Origin of the sequence: Pedobacter sp. PACM 27299, from assembly GCF_001412655.1 — a bacterium.
Lineage (GTDB): Bacteria > Bacteroidota > Bacteroidia > Sphingobacteriales > Sphingobacteriaceae > Pedobacter.
In genome coordinates, this window is record NZ_CP012996.1 from 5325129 (window position 1) to 5342521 (window position 17393).

Sequence of the window (17393 nt, forward strand, 5' to 3'; positions counted from 1 at the left end):
GCAATGAAAAGTAAAGACAAAAAAAAAGACCGCACCGGCGTGTGAAACAACCGGCGCAGCCTTCAGATATTAAACAAGGTTTGTTTACGTTAATAGCCTGGGTTTTGTACCAGGAAGGTATTCTTATTTACTTCATCCCTGCTGAAAGGTCTGAAATAAATTTTATCCAGCCATACTCGGTTTTCCTGAGCCGTCTCTGTGGTTGGCGTATAGGTATAATCGTAAATGGTAGGATCGTAACGGTACAGGTTCAGCATGGTTTTACCCGGTTTAAATTTACCGGAAACCTTGATATAGGTGGTTTTTCTACCCAGTGTTGTCTTTCCGATCATCCAGCGGCGTGCATCATGGTAACGCTGTTCTTCATATACCATCTCAATTCTACGCTCATGACGATAAACTTCTTTTAGTCCTTCTTTATCGGTTGCTGTAACTGCAGGCATTCCGGCTCTGAAACGTATTTTATTCAACCAGCTGGTGGCTTCTCCCAATTGATCCAGTTCTATACTTGCTTCAATATAGTTCATCACCGCCTCTGTGTATCTAAAGAATGGCCAAGGGATAAACTGAGGATTAGAAGCTTCAACAATATTAGGATCCGGATCGGTGAATTTCTGAGTATAGTAACCAGTCCAGCTGCCATTCCAGCTTTCAATAGGGCCTGAACGCGTATCTAAGCCTTTGTAAGTGGTTAATTTTCCATCTATCATTAAATCATATTCACCGGTTTGAATTTGATTGGCAGGGTCTACGCCCCCCACTACCTTATCTCTTGGTTTCCAGCCTGCGCCATCATAGAGTATAGTGGCATAAAAACGCGGATCCCGATTTTCGTAAGGGTTCTGTTTTTGCGCTGGATTTGACCAGCTGAACTTCGTCCCATCATTCATTTCATAATCATCCACTAACAGCCCTATTGGTGTATTTCCTGCCCAGTTTCGATAGCCGTTCGGACCATTTGCTCTGCCAAAACGCATGTCAGAACGGTCGATAAAATACCTGCCCAGGATAAGTTCTGAAGCCGCAGCAGCATCCATTCCTGGAGCTTTACTGCCGCCGCCCATGGCCAGACTTTTATAATTCAGGCGACCTGCTGCAGCTGATACCGGAGCTGAAAGGTCTAATTTATAACCTGTACCTAAATCCATCACTGCTTTTGCCGCATCCTTTGCCGCCTGCCATCGCTGCGTCTGGTTGTTGTCGTCGTAAGCCAATAATGGCAGGGCCTCTGCGAAACCTTGTGCACTGGCAATCTCTAAGGTTGATATTTTTGACTTGGTATGTAAGTCACTGGCAGCATACAGTAATACCCTTGATTTTAAAGCCAGCGCAGCAATGATGCTTCCTCTTCCTTTATCCATGGTTTTACCGACAAACAATCGCTGTGCATCTTCACAATCCTTTACAATAAAATCGGTACATTCTTTATAAGTTGACCGTTTGATTCTAAAATCATCATTAAGGCCATACACTTTAGTGATCAGTGGAACTCCGCCATAGTATCTCAGCAGCTGATGATAAAAATAGGCACGCAAAAAATGTGCTTCTCCCAACAGCTGATCTTTCAGATTCTGATCGGTTAAACCGTTATCTGAGCCAGACAATCTTTCAATGGTCATGTTACAGGCACGTATGCGGTTGTACATTTTGGCATAAGCCCAGGTATCATCTACCCAACCCAATGTAGAGGGATTGATGGTACTGGCATTCACCAGGTCTATTCCACGGTTTGGATGCGTAAATAAAGATTCATCAGATACCGAGCTGAGCATTTGTTCAGAAAATCCACCTACACTCAGGCCATTATAAATATCGGTTACGAAAGCCTGAGCCAGGGCACCGTCCTGCCAAACGAGGTCAGCGCGGATCTTATCTGGTGGTTCGACTGTCAGCATATCTTTCTTGCAGCCTGAAGCCAGGACTGCCATTAATGCAATTGTAAGTATATATGTATTTCTGATTATTGATTTCATCGTTCTATATTTTTGTCTTCTGGGAAGATTCCATTAAAAAGTAACTTTAACACCGGCGTTGATTACCCTAGCCTGAGGATAGTATTGAGAGCTGGAGTTGGTAGATTCCGGATCCCAGATTTTAATCTTATCTACTGTAAACAAGTTTAGTCCACTTATATAAAAGCGGAGTGCTTTTAAGCCGAGCGACTGGCTGTTTTTATCCGACAAAGAGTAACCTAGTTCCACATTTTTCAGGCGGACATAATTGTTGCTTCTGAACCAATAGGTATTTCTGGCCGCATTGTTCATATCGGTATAATACGTCTTACCACGATTAGATAAACGCGGGTTTTCTGAACTCGGGTTATCTATCGTCCAGCGATTTTGATAAGACCATTCCAGGAAGTTTCCTATATCTCCAGACTCGGTTAAGCCAATAATCTGAACCCCGCCTGTGGCTCCTTGTACCAATACAGAAAGGTCGAAGTTTTTATACTGCAGGTTGAAATTCAGTCCGCCAGTAAAAGTTGGTGTACTGGTTTTGTCCATTCTCACCTGGTCATCTCCATTGATTTTCCCATCGCCATTGGTGTCTACGAATTTCATATCTCCAGGTAATAGCGTTGGCGTAATGGCACTATAGTCGATTTTATTATTGTTGATTTCGTTCTGATCTCTGAACACCCCATCATAGCTATAAGCTAGTTCTGTCTTTGTTGGCCTGCCGGTAGAACGCTGCCATTCCGGAGCTCCGGGAGTTTCATCCCAGAATACGATTTTATTCTTCGCATATCCACCATTTACGCTGACACCGTATCCCAGTTCACCTACCTGGTCATTATAGCTCAGCTTGAATTCAAAACCTCTATTGTCTACTTTCCCTAGGTTTACAGGAGGTAATTTGTCAAGGATTCCTGAGCTTTCAGGTACGGAGTTGCTTTTGCTGATCAGGATCTTTGTTCTTTTATTATAGAAATAGTCAAATTCAAAAGCCAGTCTATTGTTCAGGAAGGAAGCATCTAAACCCACATTCAGGTTGTTGGCCACTTCCCATGTAAAGTCTGGATTGGGTACACTCGCTTCATATATTGTGGGTGTAAATTTATCATTGATGACATAGTTAGAAAAGCCCATTGTGCTCAGGTATTGATATTCTGCCAGTGCATCGTTGTTATAGGCTTCTGCACCCATCTGTCCCCATGAACCTCTTAGTTTTAAGTTATTCACGAAGCTGACATTTTCTTTGAAGAAACGCTCTTCAGACATGCGCCATCCTACCGATACACCAGGGAAGAATCCGAAACGCTTATCCGGAGGGAAGATATAAGAACCGTCTACTCTCCAAAGGAATTCTGCCAGGTATTTCTCTTTATAGTTATAACCTACACGGCCGAAATAGCTCAAACGTGCTCTTTTGAACAAGTTATTAGGGGCCTCTGTTGGATTGCCCACCGTCTGCTCCTGATCACCGCCAGCCAGCAATTCCTCTAATGCTGTAGAAATAAAGTACCTTCTAGAGGCATTAAATCCATCATTATTTACCTTTTCACTGGTTACACCTGCCATTAAAGCAAAGGAATGTTCGCCTATTTTTTTGTCATAGTTTAACATGGAGGTCAGGTTCACAGCGAGTTGTCCACCCGCTGCTTCTGATAAGCTAGGATCTTTACGCTCCGAACTTACCGTCCCCACTAATACAGGAGTTACTCCATCTGCTTCGAAAGAGCGTTTATCCCATGAATACAGTGTCCATGGCTTTTGCCATCTTTTAGCACGCCCGGCAAACTTATCAATAGAGGCCATTCCAGTATATTTCAAACCTTCTACACCTGGAATTCTGATCTCTACTTTACCGGTAGATTGAAAATAATCTCTGGTATCTTTTAAATATCCGGTTTGATCTGTGGTGGTCACATAAGGGTTATAACCGAACTCAATTGCCGGTCCTGGCAGTCCATTTGGCCAGACTTCCATCTCATTTGGTCTTCCGCGCATCAGCATTCTGAAAATATCTCCAGCACCTACTGTTGAGGAATTTCTCAGCTCTTCTCTCGCGGTAATCCCCAATGAGGTGGTGATGTATTTATTCAAATTCGCCTCGAGGTTTACCCGCATATCGTATTGTTTGTAGCCAGTCGCGGATTTTTTATAATAAGCATCCTGATCCAGGTAGCCCATAGAGATCAAATATTTGATATTCTCTGCTCCTCCGGTCAATTGCAAATTATGTCTTTGCTGAGGCGACCATTTTTTAAGGGTGGTTTTAAACCAGTCAGTATTTGGGTAGCGCAGGGGATCAGATCCATCGCGAAAAGCTTGCATTTCTTCCGGACGATAAACGCCGGTAAATAGGGCGCCATCATCTGTTCTTACATATTGTCCTGTATTTTTTATGCCTTGCCATGCCGCATTCCACTGATTTACCGGGATATCAGAGAACACTTTCAGCTCGTTTAAGATCTCAGCGTACTGTGCTGAATTGGCCATTTTTGGTGTGCGTGTAGGTTGCTGTAAGCCATAGGAATAGTCGTACGAGAACTGAGGTTTACCTGATTTACCTTGCTTGGTAGTCACTAAGATTACCCCGTTTGCTGCTCTGGAACCATAAATGGCGGCCGAAGCATCCTTTAAAACGGAAACACTTTCGATATCATTCGGGTTGATCCGCTCTAAACCTCCAGACCTATTTGGTACCCCGTCAATCACGATCAGGGCTTCATTATTTCCCAAGGAGTTGATTCCGCGGATTCGGATCGTAGAACCATCACGTCCCGGCTCACCGCCTGCCTGAACTGCCGTTACTCCTGGTAATCTTCCTGCCAGGGAATTCGAAAGGTTTGCGGTTGGCGATTTTGCCAGTTCTCCACCTTTTACAGAGCTAATTGCACCAGAAACGACTGCTTTCTTTTGTGTGCCATAACCTACCACAACAATTTCAGACAGATCTTCTGCCTTTTCAGACATTTTCACATTGATCAATGTCTGGTTATTTACAGCGATTTCCTGGGTTACGTAGCCCATATAGGTAAATACAAGGGTTCCATTATCGGGAACTTTAATGCTGTACTTGCCATTAGCGTCGGTCATGGTTCCGATCGTGCCGCCTTTAAGCTTCACACTGACTCCTGGAACACCGCCTCCTGTGGCATCTGTAACCGTACCTTTCACGACCAGCTCTGCCCTGGCCGAACTTTCAGTGCGGATCACCACCAATTGATTTTCCAAAGTTTGAAACTTCAATCCTGTGTCCTCTAAGAAGATTTTAAGCGCATCAAGCACGAGAATATCATGCTCTACCAAACTAATATTTTTATTTAAAGGCAGGTCGGCTTCGCTGTATAACAGTCGGAAATTCCCTTTCTTTTGGAGGATACTCAAAGCATCCTTTAACTTCACTTTTTTCAGGTCAAGATCAACCTTGGTATATTGTGAATAAGTTGATGCCGATACTTGCAGACACAAGAGAAACGACAAAACAAAGCTCCAGTTTAACATCAATAGAATTTTTTTTCGGGAAAATCGGGCACATAGAACTTTATTGCACAGTTCTTTTTTTTTCATAGATTTGTGAATTTCAAAGTTAAAAATCTGATAATGGTAGTTTTAACTACCGCTTGAAGGTTGGGAAAGGGGGAAAATGTTGGCGCATTTACTCCCTTTTTTTGTTAGTAAATAATTACGTCATCTGCTTTTAGTTTAAAGTGAAATGGTTTGATTAATTGCATGGCGGTTAAGGCCTCTTTAATATTTTCATTTTTCAGTACACCGGTAAAGCGGTAATCACTGGGAATGGTTTGTCCGAGTTCGATGTGTACATTAAACCAGCGTTCTAAACGGGGTTTTAAATCTTCCAACGATTCATTCTGAAACACCAGTACATTGTCTTTCCAGGAAGTTTCTTCTATATATTCAGATCCGGCAATACGAAGCGGGACGATATGCTCCACCATCAGATCAAGAGTAGCAGCCTGTTCCTGATTTCCTTGCTGATTTACATTGTATTTTTTCTGTGTGCCGGTAGCAAACTTTTCAGAAGGTTTCAGGATGATCTTCTCTGCAGGCTTATCATTCATAGACAACTCTATTGAACCTCTTAATAAGGTCGCTTCTGTTCCCTTGTCTTTTTCATAAGCTTTCACATTGAATGCAGTACCCAATACTTTGACTGAAAGCTCCTGAGTATGTACAATGAAAGGTTTATTCTGCTGATGAGCAACATCGAAAAATGCCTCTCCAACCAAGTGTACAATTCGTTTGGTACGTTCAGCCAGATGGCTGTCGTAAGACAGACTGCTTTCCGCATTTAACCACACCAACGTTCCGTCAGGCAGTAGAATCTTTTTACGGACCCCTTTTCCACAGGACACCTGCGTATCAAATTCTTTGGTATTGTTTTTTAAGTAAAAGAAGGAAGCCATGGAGATGATAAAAATCCCGCATGCCACGCCAAGAAGGCGTGTATATTTCTGAAACCAGGAATTTAGTTTAGTTGGTATATCCTCGACAGCTGTTTGATTGATGCGTTCGACAGTAGCGTCGACGTTGGCCGAAGCGCTGTTCAGCGGCACTATTTTCGGCGTATTAAATGCCAGTTCTTCTCTGAATTTGAGTTCATGCGCCTGATAAAAAGCATTTAGCTCTTCTTCGCTCATGTCCTCAGCCAGCTGTTCTTGAGTCCAGATTTCAGAAACCACTTCGTCAAAATAAAGCGCATCGGGAAAGGAAGTCAGGAGTTCTTTCAACTCTTCCAATTCACGCGGCGTAGCCTCATTGGCCTTTTTACGGGCCAACAGTTCTATGATTCTGTTATTATCCATAAGGATGGTTCGTTCTGAAGTTTATATTGGTTGTAGGTATAGGACAATATTTTTCAGAAAACTCCCTAGTCGATCAGCAAAAAAAAATAAAATAAATTAAAAAGGGCTCCCTTACGTAATTACAGCAGGATTAAATACATAGTCACAACAGGTTGACTTCCATGTGTAAAACCAGGGCCAGCTTTTTTAAGGCGGTCACCAAATGTGCATCTACAGTTTTTACCGAAATATTTAAGAGGCTAGCTGTTTCTTTATAACTGAGACCATCCTCTTTGATCAGTTTAAAAACCATTTTACACTTATCTGGCAGGGATTGCGTGGCTTGTTCCAATCTTTTCTTTAGTTCCCCATTGATGAGCAGTTGTTCCGGATTCAGGGAATCCAGTGCGACTTCTATTTCGATATCATCAATAGAAACCAGCTCATGACGGGAGTGCTTATTCAGTACGTTTAAAGAAAGGTTACGTGCAATGACGAGTGCATATACCTTCACATTCTCCAACTCTGGCAAGTTTTTTATATTTTTCCAGAGGGTAATCATGACGTCACTAGCTACTTCTTCCGATAGTTCTTTAGATTTCAACAAACAATAGCTGAAACGGTATAAAACAGGAAACAAATATTTAAAAAATTGCTTGTAAGCACTTTCGCTATCATACAAAGCAATGTGACTAATCAGGTTATTTAAGTCGGATGAATGCTTGGACATTGTGGTTCGGTTTGATTATTTCAAATGTAACAATTTAACAATACCATCCAAATCTTTCTATATTTACATAGAATAGAACTTTCTGAGTTTAAAACTGTTACTACTGGCGATCTATAGTGTTATTTGTACATTAACAACCCTATTACTAGATGTATAAACAAGCGATTTTATTTTATAAAACAAGCTGGCCAGGATTGATACTGGTGATCATTTTCTGTTTATGCTTATTATTTGGCTTCTTCAAAGCTGCGGCTCCAAATCTTTTTTATGAAAAACAAAGTGGAACAATTGACACCGCGAAGATTGGCATGGGATATTATCAAAATAACCACACGCTTTATTTAAAATTAAAGGAAATGCCGGCTGCTTTAAAACAAGACTATCCGATTTGGTGGTATGCACCGCACCCTAAAGCCAGCGACTTAAAATCCGGGACACTGCTCAGTTTTTACCGGAAGAAAGGAACAGACCGATTTTATGGAATAAGTACAGTTCAAAGGACGATTCAGCCCGCTTGGTTTGATATTTTAACCCGTTATTTCAATACCAGAACAACCTTGTTTCTGATGCTCGGTTCGCTGGTACTGGTATCCGTATATCATTTCCAGGAGCTGATTAAAAACCGGTATTTATGGTTTCCCTATGCGCTGGGCATCTTCGTACTTTTGATTTTCTGGGGTTATTTAAATGTGATCATTTTCTTGATTGTGGCTGCTATCGTATTGAAATACATCCTAAAAAAAAGAAAAGACAAATTGAGTACTGAGCCGCTGCCTTTGTAAGATTTCAGGAGTCTACTCTGCCTCCCCTCTTCATTCCAAATAATTACGTATAGCTACTTATTCCTATTGTAACAAGCACCTGAAAATCAAGTCAAAGTAAGCACATTCTTCAGAAAATTGCTTGTATATGTTACACTTTGAAAAGTTTAAGAAGTTTTACCAGGGGCGGCAAATCATTAGCGTTCCAAATCTGACCTTATCTCCAGGAATTTACTGGCTGAAAGGCAGCAATGGATCTGGAAAAAGTACACTTCTAAAAGCCGTTGCCGGCCTGCTCTCTTTTGAAGGAGAAATCATCCTTGATCCCCAAATTGCTTTAAAAAAACAAAGTATTGCTTACCGAAGACTGGTTAATTTTGCAGAGGCTGAACCGATATTTCCCGCATTTTTAACTGGAAAAGAAATGATTCAATTGTTTAGCACTGCCAAGGGAGGTGTTTTCGGACAAACCGAATACTATCTGGAAAGTATGCAGATGCAGCATTATATGGATCAGCAAATCGGCACTTATTCCAGTGGGATGCTGAAGAAGCTTTCCCTGGTTCTGGCTTTTATTGGCAAACCAGCACTGATTTTATTGGACGAACCGCTGATTACAATGGATGCGGAATCTTTGGCGGTACTTTATCGATGGATTTTAGAGAAAAATCAGCAGGAAGCCACCAGTTTTCTACTGGCCTCCCATCAGGAACTCGAACATCCTGAATTGTCCAAGGCATCTGTATTGCAAGTCATGGAAGGTCTAATAAAATTTTAATTATGGCCAATCCTTTAACTCAGGTACTAATTAAAACATTTTCAAGGGGGTTTTTCCGCTTAAATTCAGGCTTGCTGCTTTTTTTATTTGTAGCAGTTTTCAGCTATTGTTTTTTTATTCTCACTGCTGGCACGATTACTCCAGAAAAAGCATTGGTTTTCAACCTTATTTTCATGATTAGCTTTGCAAGCTCCCCCCTGATGATGCTCCTGGTTTTCCTGGTCTGGCTGATCTATACCATCAAAAGCTGGCAATATGTAGCCGCACAATTATTAACAGATCAGCATCGTTTTCTATTTTACAGCAGCACAGCAATGTCTAAAATCAGGCAGTTTAAAAGCTGGTTTCTGGTGCAGCTGTATATCTCCATCCCTTTGCTGGTATATGGGGCTTTCAGCATAGTGGTAGGCATAATTTATGGACATTACCTGATCCCTGCTGGGATTGTATGCTACTTGCTGCTATTGAACCTCATCAGTGCAAGTTTATACCTCCAAATCATCAACCGCTTAAACAGAAATGAAGAAAAGATATTCTGGACTAAGCTGCTGGGAGGCTGGCGGAAACCATTTTCTTTTTTGTTCTTTTATGAGCTGCTGCATCGAAAAAAGATGGCTTTACTGCTTACAAAAATTCTCAGCTGGGGCATCCTCACCGGCGTCTTCCTTATTTTTTCAGACCTCAAAAACGACTCTAGGATTGCTGCTATTGCCGTACTTGGCGTTGCTTTGGCACATGCATTTCTATGTTATCAGGGCCAGCGTTTTGAAATGATCAACTTAACTTTCACTAAGAATTTCCCTTACTCCAGAACTCAGATTTTTCTTCAAATGCTTTCTTTTTATGCGATACTACTGATCCCCGAAGGCATTTGGTGTTTTCTGAAATTTGAGTTGATAACTGCTATAGGGCTTTACCTGATGATGCTCAGTTTTATCTTATTATTCCGGGCTTTACTCTATCGCTTAGGCCCTCAGATGAACCGCTATCTGCCCTGGATATTCGGCTTATTTTTTATCTTTTTCTGGTGCATCATGTTTCAATGGATCTGGGTATTGATCCCTGTTCCGCTCTCAATGGCTTACCTGATTTTCTATCACAACTATTATCGGTAATGTCCATATCATAGAAAATCAACTCATGATGACCACACAACTAATTGATTTGGAAGTATTTTGCATTTAATGTAATTTTGTATCCTGCTGAACGGGAAATAAACACAAGCAATACTTACATGAGGACGAGGAAAGAGAAAATGCCTGTATTGATACAGGTGATGTATGGTACTGTAATTGCATTGAGCTTTTTCAGACTGGCTTCGGAAATTCCTACCGATTTAAGGCTGGTCAATTCCACGGCTGAATTCATCCATTTTCTTCAGGGTCCAGCTTTTTTTAGATTTTTATTTTTGGTGCTCACACTCTTTCTGCTTCTGCAAGAATGGGTAATGCAAGAACAAGTGAGACAATCGAGAATGCAGAGTCCATGGCAATACTTCCCTCAACTTCTGGCTTTATTCTGTGTTTCACAATTATTTATTGCCTTGGAAGGGCTGCACCTGAAATATTGGTATGCTGCAGCACTCGGTTATACCCTCTGCAATGTCGCCTACTTTTCTTTGTGCAACAGAGAAAAAAACCGGGCTATTAACGCCGTTCATTATGTCAGGTATTTATTACAGATTTTCCTGCTGGAAATATTTTTCTTTGTTATTCCAAATGATTTCTTCTGGCCATTTTATCTCATTGCTGTATTGCTGACGGCTTACTTGCTGCTCTTCTTCGCATGGCTGAGTAAAGTGCTTATCCTATACTTTCAATTACAGGAAAAAAAGGATTCACAAGCCGTACCAGAGCATTATCCTGTTTAGGGTTATTCTTTAAATGATTTGATTTAAAATCAGCACCCCAAACAAACCAATTACTGCCACCAATGTTTCCATCACCGACCAGGAGCGAACTGTTTCTTTAATACTCAGGTTAAAGTACTCCTTAAACATCCAGAATCCCGGGTCATTGACATGGGAAAACATCAAACTTCCTGCACCAATAGAAAGCACCATCAGTTCTGGATTTACATTAGAATTGACCATTAGTGGTGCTATAATCCCTGCTGCTGTTAATCCTGCTACTGTTGCAGAGCCCAGACATACCCGAATGACTGCTGCGATCAGCCAACCTAAAAACAAAGGTTCTATCGACCATCCTGCCAATACGTTTCCAATTTCTACACTCACTCCGCTATCTGAAAGGATCTGCTTTAATGCTCCAGAGCCTGCAATAATCAATAAAATCATGGCAATATCTTTAACTGCTTCTCCATAAATCGACATCACCTGTTTCATGCTTTTCCCCATTTTTATACCCAGTGTAAAAGTCGTTACACAGAGGGTAAGCAGCATTACAATCGAAGGTTCTGCTAAGAATCCGGCGAAGCTGGTTACCGTGCTATCATCTTTAAACAGCAAGACACCTACCGTAGTCAGGGCCATTACAATGACCGGTAATAAAGCAGAAATGAAACTGTTCCGGGCTGTCGGCAGCTGATCTTCCGGTAAATCATCAGATTGAAAAGTTTTCAAAGGAACTGCCACAATCCCCTTTAATGTCCTGGCGTACAATGGCCCTGCAATGACAATGGCGGGAATGGCCAGTAAAATCCCATAAAGCATCGTCATGCCCATATTGGCATGAAACTGCAGCACCAATGCGGCTGGAGAAGGGTGAGGCGGTAAAAAACCATGGGTAACCGATAATGCGGCTAGCATAGGCAGGCCCAGATATACTGCAGGTAATTTATACTTGTACACCACTGAAAATATTAAGGGCACCATCAGTACAAAACCTACATTATAGAACAAAGGAATTCCGATAATAAAGCCAGTAGTCATCAAACCCCATTGAATATATTTACGCCCAAAGATCTTCATCATCACCGAAGCAATTTTCTGTGCTGCGCCACTTGCAGCCACCAGCTTACCCAGCATCGCACCAAATACGATCACCATAATGAGCGAGCCAAGAATGTCTCCTACTCCTTTTTGCAAGGACTTCGTGATTCCGGACAAGGGAATCCCCAGTAAGACCCCAGCAAGAATGGAGACTAATAAAAATGCGATGAAAGCATTTACTTTGCCCCAGGTGGTCAGTAAAACGAGTAATAGTATAGCGCCTACAACGATAAATAAGGTCATGGATTATGGGATTTATTGGATTATAATTTCATCTGCCATCAGCCAGGCCTTTTCTCCTTCTCCATAAGATCCTTTCGGAATAGTTCCTACATTTTCTCCGACCACCCGTACATATCGTACTTGCTGAGCAGGAAAACGGGCCTGAACTTTATTGATCCCATCTTTTTCAAAATTCTCTCTAGTATATATTTCTTTAAAATTTGTTCCGTCTGCTGACACCAGAAAGCGAAGTCGTGTTGGTGCCCACATCCGCTGCCAATGGTAATTTAAAATATTGATTCCAATATTGGATACCGGTGTCAGTTTACCTAGGTCTACCACCGCATCCAGGTCTTTCCCGCTAAAGCCTAACCATTGACCGTCATTGAACCTATGGTGTCCTTCCATGCCATTCAACAGCAGGTTTGCCGGAAAAGCATATTTTCCTGCTGGCGGATTTACCAAGGTAATTTTCTTTTGCGAACCCAGGTGATGCTGGAACTGCTGGTTAAACACCCTTCCTGTCGGCTTTTTCCCCACAAATAACTGCGCATTCAATACCATCGAACGGTTTAATAAAATTGGCTGCTGGTACAGTTTGCTGCTGGCTACTGGTTTTGAACCATCAGTAGTGTACCTAATTAATGCCTTAGGTAAAGTAGTTTTTAGCGCAAGCGTTCCAACCTGTCCCACTTCATTTTTTGATTCTGCAGTAAGCTCATCAAAATAAGGGAAATAGTTCACATTTTTCTTTTTGAGCAAAGCTTCCTGCTGACGTAATTTGTTTAAAAACCAAGGATAGTTTTTCCGGCCTCTTTCCGACCAGGCGATTTCCGATACGGCCAATGCACGTGGAAAAACCATATACTCCAAGTGTTTTTCGTCACTCATATATTCCGTCCATACCGCTGCCTGAATTCCTTTAATGTAACCTGCTTCTTCCGGACTTAGCGCATCAGGAACAGGCTCATAAGCGTAAACCTTTGATAATGGAGTATAATTCCCTGCTGCTATTGGTTCATTCTTATTTAAACTCTGGTAATAGTCCAGGTACAATAGATTTTCAGGCGTCATAATGACTTCATAACCGGCTTTTGCCGCAGCAATACCACTTTGTTCTCCTCTCCAGTTCATGATTGTGGTACTTTTAGAAATGCCACCTTCCAGTACCTCATCCCAGCCAATGGCTTTTTTATTTTTACCTGCCAGATAACGCTCTATGCGCTTCATAAAATAACCCTGCAGTTCATGTTCATCTTTAAGACCTTCATCTTTGATGCGCTTTTGACATTTCGGACAATGCTCCCATTTTAATTTAGGGCATTCATCACCGCCAATATGGATATAGGCATAGGGAAACAGGCTGATCACTTCATCCAAAACGTCTTCCATGAAAGTGTAAACCTGTTCATTACCGGCGCAAAAGACATCATCAAATACACCCCAAAACTGTGCAGTCTGATAAGGTCCACCGGTACATCCCAATTCTGGATAAGCTGTCAGTGCTGCCAGTGCATGCCCTGGCATTTCGATCTCCGGCAATACGTTCACATATTTAGAACCTGCATAAGCCACCACTTCTTTGACCTGTTCCTGCGTATAATATCCACCATATTTCTTCCCATCAAAAGTATGTGGACTTTCTTTTTTATGGCCGATAATCGTTCCTGATCGCCATGCGGCAATAGATTGCAGTTTAGGATATTTCTTTATTTCTATACGCCAGCCTTGATCTTCTGTCAGGTGCCAATGAAAAACATTGAATTTATAAAGGGAAAGAAGATCAATAAACCTTTTCAAGAAATCAACGCTGTATAAATGCCTGCCTACATCCAGGTGCATTCCTCTATAATTAAAACGGGGGTAATCCTTAATTATTCCCTGAGGCAATGACAATATGTTATTTTCAGAACGAGATAATAATTGCATCAGCGATTGAATGCCATAAAATACACCTGCAGGATCATGTCCAACAATGGCGATCTTATTGTCCTGAATGGCCAACTGGTAACCACTTTGCTCTTTTACCTTTACCGAATCCAGTTCAAGTATCAGCTGCTGACTTGAAGTTCTACCTTTCCCAAAACCGATGGTAGCCGCTATCGTATTTTCGGGCTGTGGCTTTAAAGGGAGCCCATAACCAGTATAGGAACGGATCGCTTCATTGAGCAGGGCTGCATCCGCGGCTAAAGATTCAGGGTAATAAATAGCGGTTTCCGGATGAATAAATGTCTTCAGGCCTGTACTTTTTGCATAAACTGGTTCGGGAATCACCCGAAATAAGGAATCCTGAGCATATAATGCCCTACCTGAAAATAGTAATGCCACCATCAGAATCAGCTTAAAGCTGAGCTTTAAATATCGACCTTTGTTCTTCCGTTTGTTTCCGAAAATCATACCTGTACATTTGGTTTGCATATTTTTTGCAACAAAACACGCGTTTCAAACATAAGAATTAAATAATTAAGTTTCTGCTCCTCAATTAATTTATTCAGAAGAAGTTCCTTGACTTGCAGATTAATGATGTAAATACTATATTAGGCTTATAATCGGTATAAAAATGAGACGACTACTGCCACTGTTCCCCATGGTTTTATGGGCATTCCTTGCTCCTGCTCAAGCGAAAAAAGACGCATCAGATGCAAAAAACATTGCAATTAATTGGCAAATAATAGAGAATAGCCATGCTGGCGCAGGTCAATTCCTATCTGTATTGAATGTTCAAAACAACAGTGAAATTCCTTTAATGAACAAAAACTGGAAGTTATATTTCAATTTTGCGAGAAGAATCCTAACCAAAACAGTGACTGGGGAAGTAGACATTGTACATGTCAATGGAGACTTGTACTATATTCGTCCAACTGATAAATTCGTCCCTATTAGTAATGGAGCTTCCGTAAATATTGAGTTTGCCTCCAGCGATTGGGCAGTAAATTTCACTGATGCTCCGGAAGGCTTTTACCTGATTTATGATCATGATCCAAAAAAACCTATTCCTATAAAAAATGTGAAGGCTATTCCTTCTACCAGTCCGGCACAATTTGCCAGAAATAAACAGGATCGTGTGCCTGCGATCACTCCTGAACTCATCTACGAAGAGAACAAAATCATTACGAACCTACCAGATAAGGACCTTCAAAAGGTATTCCCTACTCCAGTAACCTATGAAAAAAAGAGCGGCAGTTTTATCCTGGATCAAAGTGTCAAAATAACAGCAGATCCATCATTTAGCGATGAAAGAAATTTCCTAAACGAAAAGATAGGGCTGCTATTGACCTCTGGAAAAGTAGTCAGTGGTAAAACAATCCATGGTAAAGCTGCAGTTAAAGGGCTTGCGGATAAAAAGATTCTATTAAAACTGGATAAATCAATTGCAAAAGAAGGTTATATCTTAAACATCAATCAAAATAGCCTGGCGATCAGCGCTGCTGATCCAACAGGAATATTCTATGGCATTCAATCTTTACTCAGCAGCTTTCCACCGCAGAAAAGAGGCGTAAAAGTAGCCAGCATTACCATTCAAAATGCGCTGGTTCAAGATCAGCCACGTTTCCCATTCCGGGGATTGATGATCGATGTGGCGAGAAACTTCCAGACTAAAGAAGAAATCATCAAACTTTTAGACCTGATGGGCATGTATAAACTGAACGTTTTACACTTCCATTTAAATGACGATGAAGGCTGGAGGCTCGAGATTCAAGGCTTGCCTGAGCTGACCGAAATCGGCTCAAGAAGGGGACATCCTATAGACAGTAATGCAAATTACCTGATTCCATCATTTGGTTCTGGGCCATTTATGAACAATCCACATGGTACTGGCCATTACAGTATTGCTGATTTCATTGCCATTTTAAAACACGCCAATGCCAGACACATCCGCGTGATTCCAGAAATCGAAGCTCCAGGACACGCTAGAGCAGCGGTCCGCTCCATGGAGATCCGTTACCACAGATTAATGAAATCAGGTAAGCCAGAAGCCGCAGCGGAATATCTGTTACAAGACCTTAACGACCCTTCTACCTACCGTTCGGTACAAAATTGGAACGACAATGTGATTGATCCTGCACTTCCTTCCGCCTATAATTTTATGGAAAAGGTAACTGATGAGATCATGGCTATGTACAAAGCAGCAAATGCGCCGCTGGAAACTATACATTTTGGTGGCGATGAAGTTCCTGATGGTGCATGGGAAGCTTCTCCAACTAGTTTAGCCTTTGTAAAAGCAAATCCGGAATTAAAAGATGTAAACGGTTTATGGGCATATTTTTACACCCGCCTAAATGAGATGCTGAAGAAAAAGAAGCTGTATTTATCCGGCTGGGAAGAAGTAGGCATGCAGCCTGTAGTTGCCAGTGGAAAGAAATCTTATGTGATCAATCCAGGACTAGCCGATAAAAATATCCATTTAAATGTATGGAACAACATCATTGGCTGGGGAGCAGAAGACCTTGCTTATCGCTTGGCAAATGTGGGCTATAAAGTCATATTGGGTGGTGTGAGTAATTTCTATTTCGATATGGCTTATCAAAAATCATTCGATGAACCTGGTTATTACTGGGGCGAATATGCCGATATCGACAAGGCTTTTAATTTCATTCCCTTCAATTCTTTCCTAAATTCCAACAAAGACAAATTCGGCAATACCTTAAAAGAAGGTTTTTACGATTCAAAAGAACGTTTAACTGCTAAAGGAAAGGCGAACATCGTTGGTTTACAAGGATTATTATGGAGTGAGACAATCAAAGGATCGAAAGATCTGGAATATATGATCATGCCCAAATTGCTGGGATTAGCAGAAAGAGCCTGGGCTACCGATCCGGAATGGGCAAATGAACCGGATTCTATCAAAAGAAAACAATTGTACAACCGTGCCTGGTCGCAATTTGTAAATGTAGTTGGCAAAAGAGAGCTGCCAAGAATTGATGCAGCGTTTGAATCGATGAATTACAGGCTCCCTACAGCTGGCGCAGCGGTTAAAGATGGCCTGGTACATTTGAACATTCAGTTCCCTGGTTTAACCATCAGATATACAACAGACAATTCAGAACCGACTATAAACAGCACGGTTTATACCAAACCAATTCCGGCAAAAGGCTCCATCAGATTCCGTACGTTTGATAGTAAGGGAAGGGGTGGAAAAACAAGTTCGATACATCCAGAAGAGAATTGGACGGCAAGCCCTAAGCAGCTGCCATAAGTAC

The 17393-nt window shown here is 41.5% G+C and carries 11 protein-coding genes; 5 read left to right on the forward strand and 6 right to left on the reverse strand.

The annotated features are described in order from the left end of the window. Positions 1-89: 89 nt before the first annotated feature. The 4 genes from AQ505_RS22310 to AQ505_RS22325 form a co-directional block, all read right to left on the reverse strand. On the reverse strand, positions 90-1973 hold the full coding sequence (locus tag AQ505_RS22310; RefSeq protein WP_062550210.1) for a RagB/SusD family nutrient uptake outer membrane protein: 1884 nt from the start codon (positions 1971-1973) through the stop codon (positions 90-92). A gap of 33 nt (positions 1974-2006) precedes the next feature. Continuing rightward, positions 2007-5450 (reverse strand): SusC/RagA family TonB-linked outer membrane protein, encoded by a 3444-nt coding sequence (locus AQ505_RS22315; protein ID WP_157262525.1) that lies wholly within the window; start codon positions 5448-5450, stop codon positions 2007-2009. A 170-nt stretch (positions 5451-5620) separates the two neighbouring features. Further along, positions 5621-6772: a FecR family protein gene (locus tag AQ505_RS22320; protein ID WP_062550211.1), complete on the reverse strand. Its 1152-nt coding sequence runs from the start codon at positions 6770-6772 to the stop codon at positions 5621-5623. A 142-nt stretch (positions 6773-6914) separates the two neighbouring features. Beyond that, the gene (locus AQ505_RS22325) at positions 6915-7481 is read right to left on the reverse strand and encodes an RNA polymerase sigma-70 factor (RefSeq protein WP_062550212.1); all 567 of its coding nucleotides are present in this window, start codon (positions 7479-7481) and stop codon (positions 6915-6917) included. A gap of 149 nt (positions 7482-7630) precedes the next feature. Here AQ505_RS22325 and AQ505_RS22330 point away from each other — a divergent pair, with 149 nt between their 5' ends. The 4 genes from AQ505_RS22330 to AQ505_RS22345 all read left to right on the forward strand — a co-directional run bounded on the left by AQ505_RS22330 (position 7631) and on the right by AQ505_RS22345 (position 10890). After that, a complete protein-coding gene (locus AQ505_RS22330; RefSeq protein WP_062550213.1) occupies positions 7631-8263 on the forward strand; it encodes a hypothetical protein in 633 nt (210 codons plus the stop codon). A gap of 127 nt (positions 8264-8390) precedes the next feature. Beyond that, positions 8391-9020 (forward strand): ABC transporter ATP-binding protein, encoded by a 630-nt coding sequence (locus tag AQ505_RS22335; protein WP_062550214.1) that lies wholly within the window; start codon positions 8391-8393, stop codon positions 9018-9020. Positions 9021-9022: 2 nt separating this feature from the next. Beyond that, positions 9023-10135, forward strand: coding sequence for a hypothetical protein (locus tag AQ505_RS22340; protein WP_062550215.1), 1113 nt, complete (start codon positions 9023-9025; stop codon positions 10133-10135). Between the two features lie 119 nt (positions 10136-10254). Then, positions 10255-10890 (forward strand): hypothetical protein, encoded by a 636-nt coding sequence (locus AQ505_RS22345; RefSeq protein ID WP_157262527.1) that lies wholly within the window; start codon positions 10255-10257, stop codon positions 10888-10890. 9 nt (positions 10891-10899) lie between these two features. On the opposite strand, the gene AQ505_RS22350 is transcribed toward AQ505_RS22345, so the two are convergent. Next, on the reverse strand, positions 10900-12213 hold the full coding sequence (locus tag AQ505_RS22350) for a gluconate:H+ symporter (protein ID WP_062550217.1): 1314 nt from the start codon (positions 12211-12213) through the stop codon (positions 10900-10902). Between the two features lie 12 nt (positions 12214-12225). Beyond that, on the reverse strand, positions 12226-14589 hold the full coding sequence (locus AQ505_RS22355) for a glycoside hydrolase family 20 protein (protein WP_231634962.1): 2364 nt from the start codon (positions 14587-14589) through the stop codon (positions 12226-12228). A 163-nt stretch (positions 14590-14752) separates the two neighbouring features. Between AQ505_RS22355 and AQ505_RS22360 the strand changes: the two genes are divergently transcribed. Further along, positions 14753-17389: a family 20 glycosylhydrolase gene (locus AQ505_RS22360; RefSeq protein WP_062550218.1), complete on the forward strand. Its 2637-nt coding sequence runs from the start codon at positions 14753-14755 to the stop codon at positions 17387-17389. Positions 17390-17393: the final 4 nt, after the last annotated feature.